This window comes from Streptomyces sp. CG 926, assembly GCF_003148825.1.
Lineage (GTDB): Bacteria > Actinomycetota > Actinomycetes > Streptomycetales > Streptomycetaceae > Streptomyces.
The window spans coordinates 52,939-74,350 of the sequence record NZ_QGGZ01000010.1; the positions used below are offsets into that span (position 1 = coordinate 52,939).

At 71.7% G+C, this 21,412-nt stretch carries 18 protein-coding genes and 1 pseudogene; 7 read left to right on the forward strand and 12 right to left on the reverse strand.

Annotation, left to right across the window (positions count from 1 at the left end; translation table 11 throughout):
- Positions 1–22 precede the first annotated feature (22 nt).
- Positions 23–613: a hypothetical protein gene (locus BCL76_RS25420; RefSeq protein ID WP_109781718.1), complete on the reverse strand. Its 591-nt coding sequence runs from the start codon at positions 611–613 to the stop codon at positions 23–25.
- Positions 610–945: a hypothetical protein gene (locus BCL76_RS25425; RefSeq protein ID WP_109781719.1), complete on the reverse strand. Its 336-nt coding sequence runs from the start codon at positions 943–945 to the stop codon at positions 610–612. Before BCL76_RS25425 ends, BCL76_RS25420 begins: the two co-directional genes overlap by 4 nt.
- Before the next feature lie 868 nt (positions 946–1,813).
- Between BCL76_RS25425 and BCL76_RS25430 the strand changes: the two genes are divergently transcribed.
- The 3 genes and pseudogenes from BCL76_RS25430 to xdhC form a co-directional block, all read left to right on the forward strand.
- Positions 1,814–3,286, forward strand: coding sequence for a xanthine dehydrogenase small subunit (locus tag BCL76_RS25430; RefSeq protein WP_109781720.1), 1,473 nt, complete (start codon positions 1,814–1,816; stop codon positions 3,284–3,286).
- Entirely contained in the window at positions 3,283–5,694 is a 2,412-nt protein-coding gene (gene xdhB / locus BCL76_RS25435; RefSeq protein WP_109781721.1) for a xanthine dehydrogenase molybdopterin binding subunit, read from the forward strand. Before BCL76_RS25430 ends, xdhB begins: the two co-directional genes overlap by 4 nt.
- Position 5,695: 1 nt before the next feature.
- Positions 5,696–6,496, forward strand: a pseudogene (xdhC, locus tag BCL76_RS25440) (xanthine dehydrogenase accessory protein XdhC); the annotation flags it as partial.
- Positions 6,497–6,718: 222 nt separating this feature from the next.
- On the opposite strand, the gene BCL76_RS25445 reads toward xdhC, so the two are convergent.
- The 4 genes from BCL76_RS25445 to BCL76_RS25460 all read right to left on the reverse strand — a co-directional run bounded on the left by BCL76_RS25445 (position 6,719) and on the right by BCL76_RS25460 (position 10,697).
- Positions 6,719–8,317, reverse strand: coding sequence for a hypothetical protein (locus tag BCL76_RS25445; RefSeq protein ID WP_109781722.1), 1,599 nt, complete (start codon positions 8,315–8,317; stop codon positions 6,719–6,721).
- A gap of 169 nt (positions 8,318–8,486) precedes the next feature.
- A complete protein-coding gene (locus tag BCL76_RS25450) occupies positions 8,487–9,188 on the reverse strand; it encodes a GNAT family N-acetyltransferase (protein ID WP_109781723.1) in 702 nt (233 codons plus the stop codon).
- A gap of 86 nt (positions 9,189–9,274) precedes the next feature.
- Entirely contained in the window at positions 9,275–9,640 is a 366-nt protein-coding gene (locus tag BCL76_RS25455; protein ID WP_258309896.1) for a hypothetical protein, read from the reverse strand.
- A gap of 223 nt (positions 9,641–9,863) precedes the next feature.
- The gene (locus BCL76_RS25460; RefSeq protein WP_109781724.1) at positions 9,864–10,697 is read right to left on the reverse strand and encodes a hypothetical protein; all 834 of its coding nucleotides are present in this window, start codon (positions 10,695–10,697) and stop codon (positions 9,864–9,866) included.
- 141 nt (positions 10,698–10,838) lie between these two features.
- Between BCL76_RS25460 and BCL76_RS25465 the strand changes: the two genes are divergently transcribed.
- Positions 10,839–11,375, forward strand: a complete 537-nt coding sequence (locus BCL76_RS25465; RefSeq protein WP_109781725.1) for an NUDIX hydrolase family protein — start codon at positions 10,839–10,841, stop codon at positions 11,373–11,375.
- 94 nt (positions 11,376–11,469) lie between these two features.
- Here the strand turns inward: BCL76_RS25465 and BCL76_RS25470 are convergent, their stop codons facing one another.
- Positions 11,470–12,042, reverse strand: a complete 573-nt coding sequence (locus tag BCL76_RS25470) for a TetR/AcrR family transcriptional regulator (protein ID WP_109781726.1) — start codon at positions 12,040–12,042, stop codon at positions 11,470–11,472.
- A 148-nt stretch (positions 12,043–12,190) separates the two neighbouring features.
- Between BCL76_RS25470 and BCL76_RS25475 the strand changes: the two genes are divergently transcribed.
- The gene (locus BCL76_RS25475; protein WP_109781984.1) at positions 12,191–12,982 is read left to right on the forward strand and encodes an SDR family NAD(P)-dependent oxidoreductase; all 792 of its coding nucleotides are present in this window, start codon (positions 12,191–12,193) and stop codon (positions 12,980–12,982) included.
- A gap of 145 nt (positions 12,983–13,127) precedes the next feature.
- A complete protein-coding gene (locus BCL76_RS25480; RefSeq protein ID WP_109781727.1) occupies positions 13,128–15,620 on the forward strand; it encodes a CehA/McbA family metallohydrolase in 2,493 nt (830 codons plus the stop codon).
- Here the strand turns inward: BCL76_RS25480 and BCL76_RS25485 are convergent.
- The 3 genes from BCL76_RS25485 to cutA form a co-directional block, all read right to left on the reverse strand.
- Entirely contained in the window at positions 15,617–16,684 is a 1,068-nt protein-coding gene (locus BCL76_RS25485) for an MBL fold metallo-hydrolase (protein ID WP_109781728.1), read from the reverse strand. The two genes, BCL76_RS25480 and BCL76_RS25485, sit on opposite strands and share 4 nt — an antisense overlap.
- A 135-nt stretch (positions 16,685–16,819) precedes the next feature.
- Entirely contained in the window at positions 16,820–17,986 is a 1,167-nt protein-coding gene (locus BCL76_RS25490; protein WP_109781985.1) for an alanine--tRNA ligase-related protein, read from the reverse strand.
- A 307-nt stretch (positions 17,987–18,293) separates the two neighbouring features.
- Positions 18,294–18,617 carry a divalent-cation tolerance protein CutA gene (gene cutA / locus BCL76_RS25495; protein ID WP_109781729.1) on the reverse strand — a complete coding sequence of 108 codons (324 nt, stop codon included), beginning with the start codon at positions 18,615–18,617 and terminating at the stop codon, positions 18,294–18,296.
- Between the two features lie 162 nt (positions 18,618–18,779).
- On the opposite strand from cutA, the gene BCL76_RS25500 reads away from it, so the two are divergent.
- A complete protein-coding gene (locus BCL76_RS25500) occupies positions 18,780–19,325 on the forward strand; it encodes a hypothetical protein (protein ID WP_258309897.1) in 546 nt (181 codons plus the stop codon).
- Positions 19,326–19,335: 10 nt separating this feature from the next.
- Here the strand turns inward: BCL76_RS25500 and BCL76_RS25505 are convergent, their stop codons facing one another.
- Both BCL76_RS25505 and BCL76_RS25510 read right to left on the reverse strand, forming a co-directional pair.
- On the reverse strand, positions 19,336–20,652 hold the full coding sequence (locus BCL76_RS25505; protein ID WP_109781730.1) for a ClC family H(+)/Cl(-) exchange transporter: 1,317 nt from the start codon (positions 20,650–20,652) through the stop codon (positions 19,336–19,338).
- Between the two features lie 27 nt (positions 20,653–20,679).
- Positions 20,680–21,294 (reverse strand): dihydrofolate reductase family protein, encoded by a 615-nt coding sequence (locus BCL76_RS25510; protein WP_109781731.1) that lies wholly within the window; start codon positions 21,292–21,294, stop codon positions 20,680–20,682.
- Positions 21,295–21,412: the final 118 nt, after the last annotated feature.

Sequence of the window (21,412 nt, forward strand, 5' to 3'; positions counted from 1 at the left end):
GCCCGCCTCGCGGTCGGTGTCCTCAGCCTTCCTTGACGGGGCCGAGCGGCCGCTTGTAGTAGCGCCAGGGGAACCAGCCCGCGCCGACGGGGATCCAGCCCTCCGCCTCCATCCGCCGGTGGCGACCGCCGGCGGAGAGCGTCACACGGCAGTGCTCCCACGGGTGCGCCGAGGCCTCCACCTCATGGAAGAAGGATCCGTATCCGACGAGGTGCCATCCGTCGCGTCCGGCCTCCTCCAGGGCGGCCATCTCGTTGAACGCGGTCAGCGGAGTGAGGATGCGGCGCTCCGGGGCGCCGGGCCCACCACCGGTCGGCGCACCGGGTGCGGGCGCCCCGGCGAACCTCTGCTGGGCAGCCTGCCGGCTCACGCCCAGGATGCGACCCACCGTTTCCCAGCTGTGCCCGGCGGCCCGGGCACCCTGCACGGCCTCACGCAGGAGCCGGCTCGCCTCCTCGGCTCCGACCCGCGAGGCGTCCACCAGGCGCAGATAGCCGTCCGCGTCGTGTTCGAGTGCGTCGGCCAGGCCCTCGGGGGCGCCGATGACGGCTGCCGCGATGCCCTCGCGGATCCGGGCGGCCTCCTGGGAGCTGAGCAGGGGTACGTCGCTCATCGCCGTGCGCCGGCGAGAGGTTCCAGCGCGTCGAGCACCTTCGCGTCCCGGCGGGCGCGGGCCGTGACGGCATCGGTCCGTGCCGCGGTACGGGCCACCAGGGCGCCCGCGGCGGCGACGAGTACGAGGGACAGAGCGACCAGGGCGATCGAGGCGGTGACCCCGAAGCGGTCGTGGAACACGGCGGTCACGGCGGGCAGGCTCACCGCGAGCGGCAGCAGGGCGGCCGAGGTGGTGGCCGGGGTGGTGGCCTTGGTGGCGTCCCCGGTGGTGGCCCTGGTGGAGCGAGGGGCGCCCTCCTCGGAGGAGGCCGTCAGCTTCAAGATCGACATGCGTCAAGAAAACCTTGACATGCCTTCCCTGTCAAGACTTCCTTGACGCGGACGTCATGACGGCCCCGCGTCGGCGGCGATTTCGGACCTGCCGCATCGGCCCACGGCCGTGGCGGGAATCCGCCCCCGGCCCGGCCGCACCTCGACGCCGTCGCCCACCACACCGATCGGCCCCCGTCCACGTCGCCGTCCGGACCCGACACCGCGCCCCGGGGCACCCGCCACGCCGTGAAGGCGTAAGACGTGCGGCGGGCGGTTCGCTCGGGACGGATGCGGTTGCCTCCGGCCCGTGTCCGCAGTCCGCCGCGCCGACTCGCCCATCGCCGAACGGGGCGGCCCACAGCCACGCCATGGGACAGCGGCGAACGTATGGGGCTCCCGTGCCGCCGACCGTTCGACGCCTCGGCCGGTCGATACGTCAGATTCCGGCCGGCTTCCGGATCTGCCGAATCCGGCCTTGCGCCGTCGCCCCCGTCGACCGTCGTCGGCTCGGCCCTCGACGAGCCCGAACAGTGACCGCACGGCGGCTTGACCGATGGACCTGCAGCAACGTAACTTCGAGCCGACCGGCCCGTGAACTGATGGAGGAGGCGAAGTCGGATGTCGATCATCTCCGCACTGCACCGCCCCGCGCATCAGGTCGCCTGGACTCCGGGTCTCGTAGCACACGGCTGCTGAACAGCCTCCTTCTCCGGTTTGCCCTTTTTGCGGCCCCGGCATCTTTCGATTTCTCACACCGCCTGCGGCACGTCGTCGCGTGCCGAGTCGCGCTCCGGTTTCTTCTCCGGGCTGCGCCAGCGAAATAGAAAGCCCCTGAAATGGCTACTAGCATAATCAGCTCGACCATGCGCGGAAATGAGGATGTGCCATGGTAGCGGCGCGGATCACCGTCAACGGGAAAGAGACACCGCTTTCCCCGGCTGCACCCCACACCACTGTGCTGGATCTCCTGCGCGAGCGTGGCCTCACCGGTACAAAGGAGGGCTGCGCCGAGGGTGAGTGCGGCGCCTGTTCGGTCCTGGTGGCCCGTCCTGGCGTGAACAAGCCCACCGACTGGGTGGCCGTCAACGCATGTCTGGTGCCGGCCGCGGCACTGGACGGCCAGGAGATCATCACCTCCGAGGGTCTCGCCACGGTCGGCGAACCCGGTACGCGACCCACGCTGCACCCGGTCCAGGAAGAGATGGCGGTCCGCGGCGGTTCCCAATGCGGTTACTGCACGCCCGGGTTCATCTGCAGCATGGCCTCCGAGTACTACCGGCCCGACCGCTGCGCGCACACGGAGCCTGACGGCAACGGCGACAGCGGCGACGCCGAGCACGGTCCGAACGGCTTCGACCTGCACTCGCTGAGCGGCAACCTGTGCCGCTGCACCGGCTACCGTCCGATCCGCGACGCCGCCTTCGCGGTCGGCGAACCCGCCGAGGACGACCCGCTGGCACAGCGCCGCGAGCAGGAGCCGCCCGCGCCGGTCGCCACCGAGTACACGCAGGACGGCGCCACGTTCCTGCGGAAGGACACCCTGGCCGAGACGCTGCAGCTGCTGCGCGAGCGGCCTGACGCGGTCGTGGTCGCCGGCTCCACCGACTACGGCGTCGAGGTGAACATCCGCTCCCGCCGGGCCGGGTGCGTGGTCGCCATCGACCGGCTGCCCGAGCTCCGCGAGCTGCGGGTCGAGTCCGACCACATCGAGATCGGTGCGGCGGTGACGCTCACCGAGATCGAGCGCCGCCTCGACGGCGACGTCCCGCTGCTGGCCGAGCTGTTCCCGCAGTTCGCCTCCCGCCTCATCCGCAACAGCGGCACCCTCGGCGGCAATCTGGGTACCGGCTCCCCCATCGGCGACAGCCCGCCGGTGCTGCTCGCCCTTGAGGCGTCGCTGGTGCTCGCCGACGCCGACGGTGAGCGCGTGGTCCCGCTGGCGGAGTACTTCACCGGCTACCGGCAGAGCGTGCGCCGCCCCGACGAGCTGATCCGCGCGGTGCGCATCCCGCTGCCGCTGTCGCCCGTCACGGCCTTCCACAAGATCGCCAAGCGGCGCTTCGACGACATCTCCAGCGTGGCGATCGGATTCGCGCTCGACATCGAGGGCGGAATCGTCCGCAAGGCACGCATCGGTCTGGGCGGCGTGGCCGCCACCCCGATCCGTGCGCTCGCCACCGAGGCGGCCCTGGAGGGCAAGCCGTGGTCGGCGGAGACGGTCGAGGCCGCGGCCCGGGTGCTGCGGGGTGAGGGCACGCCGATGAGCGATCACCGTGCCAGCTCCATCTACCGTTCCGCGATGCTCGGCCAGAGCCTGTTGAAGCTGCACGCGCAAACCACCGAGGCGGTGTCTTCATGAGCCATTTGTCCGAGCGTCCCGAGAAGCCGGTAGTCGGCGTCTCCATGCCGCACGAAAGTGCCGTACTGCACGTCACCGGCACCGCGCTCTACACCGATGACCTGGTGTACCGCACCAAGGACACCCTGCACGCCTACCCCGTCCAGGTCATGAAGACCCGCGGCCGGATCACCGCGCTGCGCACCGAGCCCGCGCTCGCCGTGCCCGGTGTGGTCCGTGTGCTGACCGTCGCCGACGTGCCCGGTGTCAACGACGCCGGCATGAAGCACGACGAGCCGCTCTTCCCCGACGAGGTCATGTTCCACGGCCACGCCGTCGCGTGGGTGCTCGGTGAGACCCTGGAGGCGGCCCGGCTCGGTGCGGCGGCCGTCGAGGTGGAACTCGACGAACTGCCCTCCGTGATCACCCTGAAGGAGGCGATCGCGGCCGAGAGCTTCCACGGCGCCCGGCCCCTGATGGTGACCGGCGACATCGACGCCGGCTTCGCCGACTCCACGCACGTGTTCAGCGGCGAGTTCCAGTTCGCCGACCAGGAGCACTTCTACCTGGAGACGCACGCCGCGCTGGCCTACATCGACGAGGCCGAGCAGGTGTTCATCCAGAGCAGCACCCAGCACCCCTCGGAGACCCAGGAGATCGTCGCGCACGTCCTCGGGCTGCACAGCCACGAGGTGACCGTGCAGTGCCTGCGGATGGGCGGCGGCTTCGGCGGCAAGGAGATGCAGCCGCACGGCTTCGCGGCCATCGCCGCGCTCGGTGCCAAGCTGACCGGCCGGCCGGTCCGGGTGCGGCTCAACCGCACCCAGGACCTCACGATGTCCGGGAAGCGGCACGGGTTCCACGCCGACTGGAAGATCGGTTTCGACGCCGACGGCCGCATCCAGGCCCTGGATGCCACGCTGACCGCGGACGGCGGCTGGAGCCTGGACCTGTCCGAGCCGGTGTGCGCCCGTGCGCTGTGCCACATCGACAACACGTACTGGATCCCCAACGCCCGCGTCGCCGGTCGCATCGCCAAGACCAACAAGGTCTCAAACACGGCCTTCCGCGGCTTCGGCGGTCCGCAGGGCATGCTGGTGATCGAGGACATCCTGGGCCGGGTCGCGCCGCTGCTCGGCCTGGACCCGATGGAGCTGCGCAAGCGCAACTTCTACCAGCCGGGTCTCGGTCAGGCGACGCCGTACGGCCAGCCCGTCCCGCAGGCGGAACGGATCGCGGCCGTCTGGCAGCAGGTCGAGAACGACGGCGGCATCGCCGACCGCAAGCGCGAGATCGCGGCCTTCAACGCCGCGCACCCGCACACCAAGCGGGCGCTCGCGATCACCGGCATCAAGTTCGGCATCTCGTTCAACCTCACGGCCTTCAACCAGGCCGGCGCGCTGGTGCTGATCTACAAGGACGGCTCCGTCCTGATCAACCACGGCGGCACCGAGATGGGCCAGGGCCTGCACACCAAGATGCTGCAGGTGGCCGCGACCACGCTGGGCATCCCGCTGCACAAGGTGCGGCTGGCCCCCACGCGGACCGACAAGGTGCCCAACACCTCCGCCACTGCCGCCAGTTCCGGGGCGGACCTCAACGGTGGTGCGGTGAAGAACGCCTGCGAGCAGCTGCGCACGCGGCTGCTGCAGGTGGCCGCCAGCCAGCTGGGTTCGAACGCCTCGGACGTGCGGATCGTCGATGGCGTCGCCCGCACCCTGGGCAGCGACAAGGAGCTGGCCTGGGACGACCTGGTGCACACCGCGTACTTCCAGCGCGTTCAGCTGTCGGCCTCCGGTTATTACCGGACCGAGGGGCTGCACTGGGACGCGAAGAGCTTCAGGGGCTCCCCGTTCAAGTACTTCTCCTACGGCGCCGCCGCGGCCGAGGTGGAGGTGGACGGCTTCACCGGTGGGTACCGCATCCGCCGGGTGGACATCGTGCACGACGTCGGCGACAGCCTGTCCCCGATGATCGACATCGGTCAGGTCGAGGGCGGCTTCGTCCAGGGCGCGGGCTGGCTGACGCTCGAGGACATGCGCTGGGACACCAGTGACGGGCCGAACCGCGGCCGGCTGCTGACCCAGGCGGCCAGTACGTACAAGCTGCCGAGCTTCTCGGAGATGCCCGAGGAGTTCAACGTCACGCTGATGGAGAACGCCACCGAAGAGGGCGCGGTGTACGGGTCCAAGGCGGTCGGTGAGCCTCCGCTGATGCTGGCGTTCTGCGTGCGCGAGGCGCTGCGTCAGGCGGCCGCTTCGTTCGGGCCCGCCGGGGTCAGCGTGGAACTCGCCGCCCCCGCGACGCCGGAGGCGGTGTTCTGGGCGATCGAGTCGGTCCGCGAGAAGGCGGACGTGCGGAGCGGCGACGGCCTCGCTCCGGGCGACAGCGAGATCCGTACCGACACAAGCGCTTTGAGCAATGCCTGACATGACGTGGATCGCCGCGGTCACGCGGTTGCGAGCACGCCGGGAGCCCGGCGTGCTCGTGACCGTCGCGACCGTGCGCGGCCACGCGCCCCGTGGGGCCGGTGCCAAGCTCGTGGTGGGTCAGACCGAGACCTGGGGTTCGATCGGCGGCGGCAACATCGAGGCCGTCGCCATCGACCGGGCCCGCCAGCTCAACGTCGAGCCCGATCCGGAGCCGGAACTGATGGAGTTCGCCCTCAACGACAAGGTCGTCGGGCCCCACGGTGTGCAGTGCTGCGGCGGCGCCGTCAGCCTGCTCCTCGAACCGCTGCCGGTGGTCCAGGCGGTGGCCGTCTTCGGCGTCGGGCACGTCGGACTGGAGCTGGCCCGCATCCTGGCCCGCCACAACATCGATCTGCACCTGATCGACACCCGGTCCGACATGCTCACCGAGGAACGGCTCGGCGTGCTGTCGGACGCGGTGGCGCAGATCCATGTGCACCACACGCCGCTGCTGCCGGAGGAGGTGCTCACGGAGCTGCCGCCCGGTGCCCACGTCCTGATCATGACCCATGATCACGCGGAGGACGCCGCGCTGTGCGATGCCGCCCTGCGTACCACCGGTCTCGGCTCGATCGGACTGATCGGCTCGGCCGCCAAGTGGGTGCGGTTCCGCAAGCGCTTGGCCACCGAGGGCGGTCACGACGCCGCCACCATCGATCGGATCAAGACGCCGATCGGGATGACCGAGATCACCGGCAAGGAGCCGGCCACGATCGCGGTGAGCGTGGCGGCCGACCTGCTCCGGACCTTCGAGCAGGACCGTCCCGGGGTGGCATCGAACTCGGCGATCGAGACACCTGAGGTCCCCGAGGTCCGCGAGATCCCTGAGGTCCGCGAGGCCCGTGCGGTCCGCGAGGCTCCCAGGAGCCCTGCGGTCCCCAAGGTCCGCGAGGTGCGCGTACGCTCCGGCATCCGTTAGGGCGCCTCCTTCGGATCCTGCCGTGCCCGGCGAGCCCGGCCGGCAGGATCCGGAAGAGACGGCTCAGCCCCCGAGGGCGCTCAGCTTGTGTGCGTACAGCACGCGTTGGCAGTAGTCGGTTCCGGCCGGATCCGCCGGGTCCTTGGTCGCCGTGCAGTCCGTCGCCGACCCCGGGCGGTGCTCCGAGAGGGACCACAGGCGCCCCGTGCCGCGCTCGATGTAGAGGTCCTCCGCGCCCCGAGCGGTTTTGACGGCCTGCCCGTCCTGGACCAGCCGACCCTCGCTCCACTTGTAGCGCCACAGGTTGCCGGGCTCGTCCGTGCCCTTGGACTCGTTCACGTACAGCGTGCCGTCGTACGCCGCCGCGCCCTGGGCACCGCCGCCCGCGAGTGGCAGGTAGTTCGCCCAGCCTTGGGCGGTGACGTCGGCTGAGCGGCCCTCCAGCGCCGCGACCGGGTACGAGGCGATGCGGCCGGTGGAGGGGTGGCCGCTCTCCGGACGACAGTACTCGCCCATGATCAGGCGGTCCGGGCCGGTACTGCGGTCCAGGGAGATGTAGGACGCCTTCGGGGCGCCGGTGGCGACGCAGGCGTAGGAGCCCTTGGGGTTGCCCTGCGCCGCCTTGAACTTCCATGCCGCGACCTGTGGCATGACGTAGCGGTAGCCGAAGCTGTACCAGACGTTGTCGTGCCGCCCGACCTTCGTCTTGACCTCCACGTTCGAGGTGGTCCTGACCCCGTCGGTGTCGGTCCCCATCACGTCGTGCGTACCGGGGTCGCCGTCCGGGTCCAGGTCCAGGATGGAGCGCATGTCGAAGACGCGCAGGCCGTTGCGGGTGTCCGCGACGTAGAGGTAGTTGCCGTACCAGACGATCCCGCCGGCGTGGACTCCCTTCTGGATCGGGTACTCGCCCGCGTGCAGCCCGTCGAAGGAGATGTGGTCGGCGGAGTTCTCATAGGTCCAACCCAGCAGGACGTGCCGGTACTTGACCTCGGGGCTGCCGGTCGCCGGGTTGGTCCTGCTCTGCACGAAGGTGATCCGGACGCCCTTCTGGTTGCAGGCGTCGTCGGCCTCCAGTTCGGCGGCGGTGCAGTCGCCGGCCGACGGGTTCGGATCGTTCTCCCGGCCCGGGTCCCAGCCGTCGTACGAGGCGAACAGCTGGATGTTCCCGGCGGCGCCCCACAACTCGTTGTCCTTGGCGTCGGAGACGCCGGTGATGCCCTGCGGTACCCACTCCTGCGAGATGGAGTCGTCCTTCTGCAGGCAGTACTTGATGTCGGGGTCGGGGGCCGTGCCGAACGGGTCTCGGGAACACCACGGATCGACGGTGCGGTTCGCCCCGACCAACAGCTTCTGCACGCCGCCCGAGTCGGGCAGCACCGAGGCCAGGCGGGTCACCCGCCGAGTGGTCTCGGCGTTCATCTCACCGGGCTGCAGGGTGAAGTCGGCGGGCGAGGCCGCCCCGCCGGGACCGGCCCAGGCGCCGGCATCGAGCGGCGCGGGGGTGGCCTCGGTCGTACGGGGCTCCTGGATCCAGGTCCCGGGTGCGTCCGATGCGGGGTCCTGCGCCTGCGCGGGTGCCGCGAGACCGGTGAGCGCGAGCGCTGCCGCGACAGCGGTGGCGGCCGTGAGCCGCGCACGGCGTATTCGGCTTGAGGGCATGCGGGGGTTGCCTCCGTTGCTCGTGTGACAGGAGAGTCAAGCGGAGGGTTCCAGAACACTTGTCCGCGACGCAAGCGTGATCGTTTGACCAACAGCCTTGATGTGCGTGGCAGTTGATGGCAGGGGACGGCGACGGCCCGATCCGTGCGCACGGGCCGCGTCGATCACATCACGGCATCGGCCCGCGGGCGGACGATCCGCGAGCAGCGCCCTGACCCAAGGTGCGTCCGTCGGCCGGTTCGGGGTCCCGCCACATCGGCCAGAGGGTCGGCCCGCCTTCCGGGAGCCGGATCTCTCCGGTGATCCGGAAGCCCAACTTCTCGTAGAAGGGGATGTTGCTGACATTGCTGGACTCCAGGTACACGGGGTGCCCGAGCCGGTCGCAGTCGGCCAGCTGCTGGCCGAGCAGCGCCGATCCGACGCCCATCCCCTGGAGCCCCCGGTCCGTCCCCACGGACGGCAGGTACCAGTGCGGCGTCGGCGGATGGACCTCGTGCATGGCGTTCTGCACCTCCCCGGCCCGCGGCAGCCCACGGAAGCCGAAGACGTACGCGTACCGGGGCATCGCCACCAACTCCGCCGCCGCGGACGGCTTCCAGCATCCGGGTCCCGACCACAGCGCGGCCCCCAGCAACCGCCCGTCCGCGGTCGCGGCGACCCGGACGGCGCCGGCGCGCGGTCGCTGCTGCCGCTGGGCCAGCCGGAAGTAGCGGGCGATCCCCCGTTCCCGGTCGGCAGCGGGGAACATCCATGTCATGACCGGGTCGTCGGCGAAGGCACGGGCCAGGAGCGCGGCGACCGCCCCGGACTCGGCGGGCCGGGCGAACCGGATCCCGTACCCGGCCGCCGGTAGTGCTGAAGGTGCGCTCATGGGGCCACGGTAGGCAGCGGGGCCGGCCCCGGGCGGCCCCGCGGTGCGGGACACGCCGTACGAGCCACCCGCTCGACCGGGTGAGGTCAGGAGGTGCGCTTCAGGGTCCAGGTGTTGGGGTTGAAGCTGGGGACGGCGGAGTAGCGGCAGCCACTCGAGTAGTAGGTGTTGGTGATGGTCCAGCCGGCGGGCGGCCACGTGGAGGCGCAGGCGTTGACCTGGGTGCCGACCGGGTAGCCCCGCAGATCCTTGATCTGCTTGGTGTTCGGCGTGAAGCCGGAGCCGCAGCCACCGCTGTTCCACCACTGGGCGTCCACCCAGCCGTCCGGGGTGAGCGTGCTGGAGCACATGGTGAGCGTGTCGCCGGGTGCCGCCGAGGCGGGGCTCACGGCGATGGCGAGGGTGGTGACGGCCATGGCGGCCAGAGCGGCGGCGTGACGTATGCGGATCACGGGACGTTCCTTCCTCGGCGCGCCGGTCGCTGCCCTGCCGACCGTCGGCAGGCCGCACCAGGCGCCGGGATCATTGCTATCCGACCGCTTCCGGTTCCGAAAAGTCACCTTCAGGGCATAACTCCGCAGCGGTTCAGAGCCACCGCCACTCCCGCTCCGCCCGCGCCCGCCTGCCCCGGCCTGCCCCGGCCAGCCCCGGCCAGCCCCGGCCAGCCGCTCCGGGTCAGCCGATCGGCTGCCGCATCTCGGCGCGCACCTTGAGGGTCGTCTCGGCGGTCTTGGCGAGGTCGACGGACCCCGGCTTCTGCAGCGCGGTCTCCTGGTCGACGATCCCGACCGAGGCGCTGGTGTTCTCGTCGGCCCAGGCGCACATCGGCAGCGAGCTCTCGACCCCGCCCTGTCGCACCGTCAGCACCTGACAGGACAGGGTGATGTCGGATCCTGTGGGCGTGATGTCCCGCGCCGGGACCCCCAGGGACGAGCCCTCGGCGTCCGTGGCGCCGCGCAGCATCTTCTCGCGGGCCTCCGCGGGGTCCTTGAACCGGCCGTACATCCCCGAGACGACCAGGGCGCCCGACGCCTTCGGGGACTCGAAGGCGTACTGGCCGACCACCGGCTTCGGATCGCGGATCTTCGAGTCGTAGGTGCCCTTCAGCGCCTTCTTGCCCTCGGTGTCCGAATGGTCCTGGACCAGCTGGTACTTGCCGTCCACCAAAGTCTTGGGAACGGTGAGCCGGTACCGGGCCTCCGGGAAGCCTGATCCGCTCAGCGCGGCTCCGGCCGCGCCGAGCACGCCGAGCACCACCAGCGATCCCACGACGATCCCGATCACCAAGCCCGTCCGGTTCTTGCGCGGCGGCAGGCCCGTCGGAGGCTGCCCCCACGCCCCTTGACCGGGGTACGGCTGCGGCGGGTACGGCTGCCCCGGGTACGGCTGGCCCGAGTACGGCTGCTGCGGCGGCGCGGGCTGCGCGGCGTACGGCTGTCCACCGTGGTGGTTCGGGGGCTGCGGGGGCCCGTAGGGGCCAGGGGGTTGCTGGGGCGGGGGCATGCTCATGCCCAAACGGTACGTCAGCCCCCGCGCGAGGCAGAATGTGGCGGGTCCGGGTCGCCGGGACGGGCCCACGGGCTCACTCTTCCCGGGTCGGGCGGACGCGTGATCTGGGCCGGAGCCCACCCTGGAAAGTAGGATCAAGGAATGTCTGACACGACCGAAACCACGCCCGGCTGGCTGACCGACGACGAGCTGCAGATGGCCCGGGCCCAGATGCCGATCCTGTATGTCGAAGCCGTCCCCGTACGCGTGGACGACACCGGCGAAGTCACCACCATCGGACTGCTCCTGCGGATCGGCACGGACGGGGCGATCAGTCGGGCCCTGGTGTCCGGCCGTGTCATGCACCACGAGCGGATCCGTGACGCGCTGCTGCGCCACCTGGAGAAGGATCTGGGGCCCGTGGCCCTGCCCCGCATCCCCTCGTCCCTGCAGCCCTTCACCGTCGCCGAGTACTTCCCCACGGCGGGCGTCACCCCCTACCACGACCCCCGCCAGCACGCGGTGTCACTGGCCTACATCGTCCCGGTCACCGGTGACTGCCGCCCACGTCAGGACGCCCTGGACCTGGTCTGGTTCAGCCCGCAGGAAGCGCTCTCGGCGGCCGTGCAGGGCGAGATGCCGGGCGGGCACGCAGCGCTGCTCAAGCAGGCCCTGGCGCACGTGGGGTACACGTACTGAAGTCCCCGCGCGGTGCGCGACACCGCACCCGGCTCCGGCCCCTGCCTTCCCCTGCCCGCACCTGCCGCGGCGGCGACCGGGGCCGGAGACCCGGCTACGAGGCCTGCGTCGGGGCGAACTTCGTGAGGATCAGCAGGGTGTCGACCAGGTCCTCGGCCGGGGCGCCGGTGGCCAGGCGGCGTAGCTGCTGCCCGAACACGAGGGCGACGGCCACCCCGGCCAGGCGCTCGGGGTCCGGGACGCCGAGCTGGGTCAGGATCCGGGTGGCCAACAGGTCGTAGGCGGCGAAGCACTCGGCCGCGGCGGCGCGCAGCCGTTCGTCGCGGCCGGCTTGGACGTAGAGCTCGAACGGCGCGATGTGGCGGCTGTCGAAGGCGTTGCCGCCCGCCACCTGTGCCACCACCTCGGCCGCCTGCCCGATGTCGAAGTGCTCGTCGGAGCACTCGTCGGCGAGCGCCGTGAAGTGCCGGGTCTCCTCGGCCACGAAGTGCAGCAGGCTCTCGCGCAGCAGCTCGTGCTGGGTGGCGAAGTGGTAGGTGACGGAGCCGAGAGAGACTCCGGCCTCCTTGGCGATCCGCCGGTTGGTGACGGCGGCGATGCCGTCCTGCCCGATGATCCGCAGTACGGCGTCGATGATCCTCTGGCGGGTGGCGGAAGCATGGGACATGGCGTAATTCTGCCCCATCTGCCTGCTCGACTCTCCGATGGGGGCCGAGAGCACGGGGGATGACGATGTGTGGACAAGGAGCGGAGCCATCCATACTGTTCGTTCGAACGAACAGTTGAGGGACTTCGCCAGCCGCACGGGAGTGCTCGTGGACATATCCGGATCGAACGTTCTGCTCACCGGCGCCACCGGCGGCATCGGTGCCGCCCTGGCCGCGCGCCTTACCGCGCAGGGAGCCCGCCTCACGGTCAGCGGGCGGCGGGAGGAAGCCCTCAAGGTCACCGCCGACGCCTGTGGAGCCCGTACCGTGGTCGCCGATCTGGCCGTGCGCTCCGATGTCGTCCGGCTCGCCGAGAGCTGCGCGGAGGCGGACGTCCTCGTCGCGAACGCCGCGCTGCCGGCCAGCGGCGACCTTCTGGACTACACCGAGGACCAGCTCGACCGTGCCCTCGACGTGAACCTGCGCGCGCCCGTCCTGCTGTCCCGGCTGCTCGCGGAGCACATGGTGGGCCGCGGCCGAGGGCACATCGTGCTGGTCGGCTCCATTTCCGGCAAGGCGGCGACCAAGTCGACCTCCCTGTACAACGCGACGAAGTTCGGACTGCGCGGTTTCGCCCTCGCCCTGCGCCAAGAACTCAGGGGTACGGGGGTGGGGGTGTCCCTGGTCCAGCCCGGATTCGTCCGCGACGCCGGGATGTTCGCGGCCACCGGTGCCACCACGCCGAAGGGCATCAGGACCGTCACGCCCGGGCAGGTCGCGGACGGCGTCGAACGGGCCGTCCGCCGCGACCGGTGCGAGGTCAACGTCGCGCCGGTGGAGCTGCGGCTGCTGAGCGCCATCGCGGGGCAGTTCCCCGGGTTCGCCGAGCGCGTCCAGGCCCGTACGGACGTCGACGGATCCGTACGACAGATCGTCGAGGCCCAGCGCGCCAGCCGCTAGCCGGTTTCCGGTAGCCGGGCTCGGCCGACAGCCGGGCTCGGCCGACAGCCGGGCTCGGCCGCTCGCGCGCACCCCCGCACCCCCGCACCCCCGCACCAGCACACGCGCCTTCCCTGCCACCCCCATGTGAACGGAGAGCACAGCTGTGCCGAGTGAACACCTGCCGAGCGATGCGCCCGAACCGTCCCCTGGCTCCGGCTCCGCCCCCGGCTCGCACGTCGAGCGCCGGTCCCTGCTCCGCTTAGGGGCCCTGCTGGCCGCGGGCGGAGCCTCCGCGCTGGTTCCCGCGCCGATCACGTACGCCGCGACGAGGGGCCAGGGCTCCGACACGGTGACCACCACCTACCGCGGCCACTCCCCCTACGGCAACGACCAGTGGGCGTACGTCCCCTTCGACGTCCCGGCCGGAGTCCACCGGATCTCCGTCGTCACCACCCACGACGCCGCCGCCGGCATCCTGGACCTCGGCGCCTTCGGCCCGTCCGGTTTCCGCGGTTGGTCGGGCGGCGCTCGGACCGGCTTCACCCTCTCCGCCGCGGACGCCACCCCCGGCTACGTGCCCGGCCCCGTCGACCCCGGCGGCTGGTCCGTCATCCTGGGACCGATGGTCGGCAGCGCCGGCGGCATGGCCTGGCAGGTCGACGTCACCCTCCACCACGGAGATCCGCTCCCCCGGACCCCCTACGACATCCTGCCGACTTCCGTGCCGGGGCGGGGCCCCGGCTGGTACCGGGGCGACCTGCACCTGCACAGCGTCCACTCCGACGGGCAGCGCACGGTGGACGAGATCGTCGCCGCGGCCCGCCAGGAGGGGCTGCACTTCATCGCCACCTCCGACCACAACACCAGCTCCACCGGCGTCACATGGCGGGGCAACATCCCGACCGACCTGTTGGTCGTCAACGCCGAGGAGGTCACCACCCGCCACGGCCACTGGCTGGCCGTCGGTCTGCCGCAGGGCGAATGGGTGGACTGGCGCTACGGCCCCGCGAACCAGGGGGCGTTCGAGGGGCAGGCCCGACGCGTGCACAGTCTGGGCGGACTCACGATCGCCGCCCATCCGCTCACTCCGGCGGCGGGTTCCTTCTGGGAGTTCGGCCTCGACCGGGTGGACGCCCTGGAGGTGTGGAACGGACCGTGGACCTTGGACGACGCGGCCAACATCGCCGCCTGGCACGTGATGCTCTGCCTCGGCAAGCGGGTCGCGGCCGTCGGCAACAGCGACGCGCACAGTCCCGCGGACGCCGTCGGCCGCCCCCACAACGTCGTGTACGCCACCAGCCTGTCGACGCCCGCCGTCCTGGACGCACTGCGCCTCGGCCGGTCGTACGCCGTCGAATCCGCCGCCGTGAGCGTGGACTTCACCGCCCGCACCGGTGGAGCGGTCGCGGGACCCGGTGAGGAACTGCCTCTGTCGTTCTTCGACGCCGTCGATGTGACCTTGAACGTGACGGGTGCCCCGGACAGCATCGCCACGCTCTACACCGAGTGGGGCATCATGGCCGCCACCTCCATCGACGGCAGTGGCAAGGGGCAGTTGCACTGGCGCGGCTGGGGCAAGGCCTCCCTGTTCGCCCGGGCCGAGGTCCGCCGGCTCAAGCCCGCCTCGACCACCTTGGACCAACTGGTGGCCATCACCAATCCGGTCTGGTTCTACTCCGCGCAACTGCCGCCGTACGACGTGGAGCGGCGGGTGCTCTTCCACACCGAGCGCCGGCCGGACGGGGCGTGGAGCGGCATGCGTCCGCTGCCGGGCGCCGCAGGGTCCGGCTCGGGCACCGCCTCGTTCACGGGGGTGCAGAGCGCCGTGGCCGGTATGGCGGACGGCTCGGTCGTGGTGCTGGGCATCGCGCCCGACAACGGTCTGTGGCTGACCTCCGTACGGGGTTCGGCCGCGCCGCAGCCCTGGCAGCGCGTCGCGGGGCCGGACGGCTCGACCGGATTCACCGTACGGGAGGCGGACATCGCGGCGTTCCCCGACGGCACCTGCCAGATCGTGGTCACGGCCATGGACGGCACCACCTTCCACCAGGTGCGGCGCGCCGACGGCGGACTGCCCGGGTTCCGGGCCCTGCCCGGCCTCACCGCGAAGAGCCGATGGGGCGCGACGAAGGTGTCGATCGCCGCCATGCCCGACGGGTCGGCCCAGCTGCTCAGTTACGGCACGGACGGTGCCATGTACCACTGCGTGCGCGGGCGGGACGGTACGTGGACGTCCTGGGGGCGCCTGGCCGGCTACAACGGGGCCGCGACGTTCTCCGGTCCGGCCATGGCGATCACCGGGATGCCCGACGGGTCCTCCCAGGTCCTCGCGATCGGGCTCGACGGGATGGTGTACCACCAGCTGCGCCGGCCGGACGGTTCCTGGACGGGCTTTCGGCCACCGCGGGGCGTCACCACCGCCACCATGGGGGCCAGCTCCATCGGCATCGCCGGGACACCGGACGGCTCCGCCCAGGTCGTGGCGGTCGGGCTCGACGGACGGGTCTGGCACGACGTCAGGAGGCCGGACGGCTCCTGGACGTCCTTCTCGCAGATACCCGGCCCGAACGGGAGGGACCCGTTCCCGGCGGGGCAGGTCCGCATCACCGCCCTACGGGACGGCTCCACGCACGTGACGGCGATCAGCGCCGGTTAGGGACCGGGCCGCCGCTCCGGAGCCTGCGCCGTGGGGCTGCGGAGCGGCGGCCGGGACCAGGGCGCGTCCGGGTCGGCCGACTCGGGCCGCAGCCCGAGCTCGCGGAGCTGATTGACCACCGTCATCGCGAGGAACATCGCGTTCGGGTTGGCGCCGCCGCCCCCGAGCGCGGTGACGACCTCGCCGTAACGGGCGCCGAACTCGCTCGGCCGTACCGGTCCGCTCTCCCCGATCAGCCCGAGCGCCGCCGCCTGCAGGGCGGTGGCCTGTTCCAGCAGCCCGTCCAGGTAGGGCACCACCTCGGCGCCACGGCGCAGGGCGAAGGTGTGGCCGTCGGTGAGGAGTTCGGCCTGCCCCTCCTCGAAGAGGACGGCGACCGCGCCGAGTACGGTCTGGATCTTGAGCTGGTCGGCGTCGGCCATGGCCCCGCAGGGTCCGTTGCCCTCGTCGGAGAGGTGGAGGACTCCGGGGTCCCGGAGGTGGACGACGACGTGCCCCGCGCAGTGGCCCTGGCTGCGGAGCACGCGTACCGCGCCGTCCGCGAAGGTCCAGCCGGTGAACCGTGACGAGCCGATCCGGATCCGCTCCGGGGCTCGTTGCTCGTAGGTACGGGTGGTGGCGCCGAAGGGGCGCATGGGCTCGAACAGCGACACCAACCGGGTCGCCAGTGCGGGCGGGGCCGCCGGCAATGCCCCGGCGACGCGTTCGAGGGTCCGCGTCCAGTACGCCACCGGGTCCCGCATCTGGTCGAGGTCGAGGGCGGGGACGTAGTGCTCGACCGGCACCCCCAGCTCGTCGGCCAGGTCGTCGTTGCCGACGTGGTCGGGGTGACCGTGCGTGGTCAGCACCAGGGCCCGGGACCACGGCCCGACCCGGTCGGCGGCCTCCCGCAGGGCCGTGCGGAAGGCCGTGGTGACGCCCGTGTCGACCAGCACCAGGGTGTCGCCGGCCCGGTGTACGAGGGCGTTGGCGACGTCCGGGCGATCGTGTTCGAGATCCAGTTCCTGCCCGGAGACCAGCAGGGTCCGTTCGTCGATGTCGATCACATCACCGAGCGCGGTCATCGGTCCTCCCGCGGTCCCGCCGGTGCACGGCGTACGCTCCCCCGTCGACGAGCGTACGCCGCATCCGGCGCGGTGTCCCCGCGAAGCCCACCGCCCCGGCGCATCCCCGCGCGAACGCGGTCCGCACCCGCGTGCTCACTCCTGCCGCAGGCTCGTGACCAGCTCGCGGGGCAGCCCGTGGGTGTCGTGGAGGTAGTGGAAGTCCTCCTCGGTCAGCGGGCCGCGGAACCGGGGCCGGGCGAGCACCTGTCGCCCGCGCTCCAGCAGCCGGCGGAACCGGCGCTCCTCCTCGCACAGGATCGGGAGTACGTCGCCGGGGTCCATCACCTGCCGGAAGTGGTCCAAGGTGTGCCGGACCAGTTCGATCGGCAGGTCACCAAGGCCGCGCGAGGGGTCGTCGCGCCACAGCAGCGTGAGCATCCGCCGCACCAGGCGTCGCAGTACGTAGCCCTGGCCGGTGTTGGCCGGGCGCACTCCGTCGCCGAGAACCACGACGGCCGAGCGGAGATGGTCGCAGACCACGCGCAGCGACCGTTCGTCCAGGGGCCAGAGATTCGGTACGAGGCTGCGCCAGGGATCGAAGACGTCGCACTCGAACACGGACGACTTGCCCTGGAGCAGGGAGGCGAGCCGCTCCAGGCCCAGCCCGGTGTCCACGTTGCGCTGGGGCAGGGGCACCAGGGATCCGTCGTCGAGCCGGCGGTGGGTCATCGTCACGTGGTTCCACACCTCCACCCAGCGGTCGTCGCGGGTGGGCGTGGACTCGGGCGGGCCGTCTCCGTTCCACAGGAAGATCTCCGAGTCGGGACCGCACGGTCCGACGGGCCCGTTGGACCACCAGTTGTCCTCCACGGTGAGTTCGACGGGGACACCGCGGTCCTGCCACAGTTCCAGCGAGGCGGTGTCGGGCCCGGTCCGGTCGTCGCCGGCGTGCACCGTGGCGTGCAGGCGGCCGGGGTCGATGCCCAGCCCCTCGGTGAGGAGCCCGTACCCCCAGTCGAGGCTGCGGGGGCCGGCGTAGTCGCCGAGCGACCAGGTGCCGAGCATCTCGAAGACCGTCAGATGCGTGGCGTCGCCGACCTCCTCCAGGTCCGTGGTGCGCAGACAGCGCTGGACGTTGACCAGCCGGCTGCCCAGCGGGTGGGGGCGACCCTCCAGGTACGGGGTGAGCGGGTGCATGCCGGAGGTGGTGAAGAGGACGGGGTCGCCCGGCGGTGGCAGCAGGGTGGAGCCGACGATTCGGCGGTGCTCGCGCTCTTCGAAGTACTCGACGAACGTACTGACCAGCTGATCGGTGCGCATGGGGCGACCGACGGGGTGCTTGATGTGCTGATTCATGAGGGGTGCTTCCTTCGCATCGCGCGGGAGAGGCACCGGAGAACGGGACCGTTCAGTCTCCGACCGGGGCAAGTACGCCACGGCACAACCGACGGACCGTTGTCCGGTCGCCGGGGAGAGGGGAAGGTCAGGCGGCGGCAACCGGCGAGCTGGTCGCTCGCGCGGTCGCGGTGGTGCTGGGGCCGGTGACGTTCATGCGGCCCACCCTAGTGCGAGCCTGCCGCCGGTGCGCGGGTATTTTTTCGCGCCGGCGGCAGGGGCGGGGCGAGGGCTACCCGGTCGTGGTCTCCTTCACCGCCCACGCCAGGTACTCCTCCGTGGTTCCGACGGCCGGCAGCACGATCCACTGCGGCACCTCGTACGGGTGCCGCTCGTGGACCCACGCCTGCAACTCGGCGACCTTCTCCGCGGTGGTCTTGAACGAGATCCGGTACTCCCGCTCGTGCTGCACGGCGTCCTTCCACCAGTAGAAGGTGGTCATCCGGGCGTCGATGTGCGCGCCGGCCGACAGCCGGGCCTCCACCGCGGCCCGCGCGATGTCGTACGCCTTCGTCTCGTCGTCCACGGTCGTCTGCGCGATCACGATGCTCGCCATGCCGGTCCTCCTCGGTCGGTTTCGGCCACCCTACGGTCGACGCCGACCCGTTGCGGAACTCCGGTCCGGGCCGGCGGGAACGAACCGTCCGGTAGGTGGGTAGGGCTGACTGCCGCGGCGCCGCTATCGTGCGGCACCAGGGACCGGTTCGGGGGAGGAACTGTGGCGTTGCTCGATCAACTGCCCGCTCTGATAGGTGTCGTGGTCGGTTCGCTCGGCTCCTACGCCGTGCAGACCTTGACCGAGCGTCGGCGCTGGACGCGGCAGCGGGAGGAGCGGTGGGACGAGAAGCGCTTCGAGACGTACGGCCGTTACGCCAATGCCCTCAAGGCGCAGTTACGGGTCACCCAGCGCATCGGGGCCTCGCTCGGGTTCGCGGACGTGGCGGATCCGTTGGCGCCGGCCGAGGGTCTGCCCCTGCTCGCCGACGCGGAGTCCCACCGGGCGACGGAGTGGGAGTCCGTCCTGCTCGTCGGGGACGCGGCGACGATCGCGGCGGCACGGCACTGGCACGAGACGATCTGGACCGTCGAACTCCTCGTGCGGGAGGGCGCGGTCGACGGCGAGAGGTGGACCCAGGCGCATCGGCTCGCGAGCGCGGCACGTGACGCCTTCTACGAGAGCGCGCGGCGCGATCTCGGCATAGCGGGAGCTCCACCGCCGTCGGGGCAGTGGCCTCGACAGTGGCGGGCCGAGCTCTCCGGGTGAGTCGCGACGGTCAGGCACGCTCCGACATCCGGCGGCGCAGCGCGTCGTAGATGGGTTCGCTGCCCAGCCGGTCCGCGGTCACGGTCGCGGCGAAGCAGGCGGTCAGCAGGGGCAGCAGGAGCGCGCCGGCTCCCGTCATCTCCACGACCAGCACGGCGCCGGTGAGCGGCGCCCGTACGACGCCGGTGAACACCGCGGCCATCCCCACGACCGCGAAGGCGGCCGCGCTCGCGGAGCCGGCCGGCAGCACAGGGGCGGCGAGCGCGTGCGTGAGCGTTCCCCAGAGGGCTCCCAGGGCCAGCAGCGGAGCGAACAGCCCGCCGGGGGTCGCGGCCGCGTAGCTCAGCGGTCCGGCCACGAATCGGACGGCGAGACAGAGCACCAGCGCCGCCACCGTCAGGCCGCCGCCCGTCAGGTGGCCGCCTGCCAGCAGGCGCTCGCTCAGCTGGTCACCACCGCCCGTGAGAAGCGGATCGAAGGCCATCAGGACGCCGACCCCGGCGCCGATGAGCGCGGCGCGGGCGACCAGGGGGATCCGGTTCAGCCCGTCGCACACCCGCAGGGTCCGTACGACCAGCGTGCTGTACGCGGCGCCGAGCGCCCCGGCGGTCACCCCCGACAGCAGGAAGACCGGCAGCATCCACAGCGGCGGGGCGGTGACGGCCGACAGCGGAAGGACGAGCGCGTCGCCCACGACGAGCCGGGAGCCGACCACTGCCGTGACGGTGCCGGCGAGCGTCAGGAGCACCAGACGCGGTCGGACCGTGCCGGTCACTTCCTCGCAGACGAACAACAGCCCGCCCAGCGGTGCGGTGAAGGCCACCGCCAGGCCCGCCCCGCCGAGCGCGGTGTGCAGCATGCGGGCGTCCTCGGGGTCCAGGCGGCCACGCCGACCGGCCGCGGACCCGATCGTGGCGCCCATGTGGACGATCGGCCCCTCCCTTCCCAGGACCAGGCCCGAGCCGATCGCGATGAGCCCGCCCAGGAATTTCGCCGGCAGTAGCCAGGCGATACGGGCCTCGGCCTCCTGCCGCCATACGGCTTCCACGTGCTGGATCCCGCTGCCCGCGGCGTGCGGGACCCGTTGCGCGATCGCGCAGGCCACCGCCGCGCCCACCGCGGTGAGGACGACCGGGATGAGCCGGCCCGCCGCACCCAGCCCGTCGGCCGCCTCCAGCAGCGACACGCGCAGCGTGTCCGCGCGCAGCAGGCACCAGCGGAAACCGCCGCCGACCAGGCCGACCGCGCAGCCCGCCACCGCCGCGACCACGAAGGAGCGGCCGGATCGCCACCGACCGGACCCGACACCGCGCGAGGTCTTCGTCATGCCCCGACCAGCCGATTCCGTCGCTTCCTAGTGCTGGGGCAGGTGGGTCTTGGCGTCCTCGTACGTCCCCTCGCCGGGCGCGGTGGCCACGGCGTAGGACAGGTTCAGCACACCGGTCCGGAAGGTCTCGGCGGACAGCAGCTCCAGCGGGACGGCCGGCGCGTCCTCCTCGAACAGGCGCATGCCGTTGCGTACGGCGATCGGGTGCAGCAGGAGGTTCAGTTCGTCCAGGAGGCCGGCGGCGATCAGTTGGCGTACGACGGATACCGAGCCGCTGATCCAGACGGGGGTGTGGGCGCCCGGCTCGTTCTTGAGCGCGGCCACCGCTGTGGGGAGGTCGCCGACGAGCTGTTCGGAGTTCCGCCAGGTGAAGTCGAGCGGGCTGTTCGACAGCACGATCTTGCGGGCGTCACCGAGGACCCGGGCGAACGGGGCGTCCTCCCCGCCGGCCGCCTCCCGCTCCGGCCAGGCGCCCGCGAAGCTGTCGTAGGTCCGGCGCCCGAGCAGCAGGGTGTCCGCCCTGCCGAGGGTCGCGTCGACGGCCGCCCCCATGTCCTTGTCGAAGTAGGGGAAGTGCCACTGGTCGGGCGCCTCGACGACCCCGTCGAGCGAGATGAACAGCTGCGCCTTGATCTTCCTCATACGGGTCTCCGGGAGCTGGTGGTCGGTCCGTCCGCGTACCGCCCCATCCAAGGGCACGCGCCTGCCGGACGCCGCTCGACTCCCCGACGGCAGCGGATCCGGCTTGCGCGCCGTGGCC

Excerpts from the sequence above, each read along its gene's own strand:
- xdhB (WP_109781721.1), top strand. The coding sequence starts at position 3,283 with ATGAGCCATTTGTCCGAGCGTCCCGAGAAGCCGGTAGTCGGCGTCTCC.
- BCL76_RS25470 (WP_109781726.1), bottom strand. The coding sequence starts at position 12,042 with ATGTCCCATGCTTCCGCCACCCGCCAGAGGATCATCGACGCCGTACTG.
- BCL76_RS25485 (WP_109781728.1), bottom strand. The coding sequence starts at position 16,684 with ATGACCGCGCTCGGTGATGTGATCGACATCGACGAACGGACCCTGCTG.
- BCL76_RS25490 (WP_109781985.1), bottom strand. The coding sequence starts at position 17,986 with ATGCGCACCGATCAGCTGGTCAGTACGTTCGTCGAGTACTTCGAAGAG.
- BCL76_RS25420 (WP_109781718.1), bottom strand. The coding sequence starts at position 613 with ATGAGCGACGTACCCCTGCTCAGCTCCCAGGAGGCCGCCCGGATCCGC.
- BCL76_RS25430 (WP_109781720.1), top strand. The coding sequence starts at position 1,814 with ATGGTAGCGGCGCGGATCACCGTCAACGGGAAAGAGACACCGCTTTCC.
- BCL76_RS25460 (WP_109781724.1), bottom strand. The coding sequence starts at position 10,697 with ATGAGCATGCCCCCGCCCCAGCAACCCCCTGGCCCCTACGGGCCCCCG.
- BCL76_RS25465 (WP_109781725.1), top strand. The coding sequence starts at position 10,839 with ATGTCTGACACGACCGAAACCACGCCCGGCTGGCTGACCGACGACGAG.
- BCL76_RS25450 (WP_109781723.1), bottom strand. The coding sequence starts at position 9,188 with ATGAGCGCACCTTCAGCACTACCGGCGGCCGGGTACGGGATCCGGTTC.
- BCL76_RS25505 (WP_109781730.1), bottom strand. The coding sequence starts at position 20,652 with ATGACGAAGACCTCGCGCGGTGTCGGGTCCGGTCGGTGGCGATCCGGC.
- BCL76_RS25445 (WP_109781722.1), bottom strand. The coding sequence starts at position 8,317 with ATGCCCTCAAGCCGAATACGCCGTGCGCGGCTCACGGCCGCCACCGCT.
- BCL76_RS25425 (WP_109781719.1), bottom strand. The coding sequence starts at position 945 with ATGTCGATCTTGAAGCTGACGGCCTCCTCCGAGGAGGGCGCCCCTCGC.
- BCL76_RS25510 (WP_109781731.1), bottom strand. The coding sequence starts at position 21,294 with ATGAGGAAGATCAAGGCGCAGCTGTTCATCTCGCTCGACGGGGTCGTC.
- cutA (WP_109781729.1), bottom strand. The coding sequence starts at position 18,617 with ATGGCGAGCATCGTGATCGCGCAGACGACCGTGGACGACGAGACGAAG.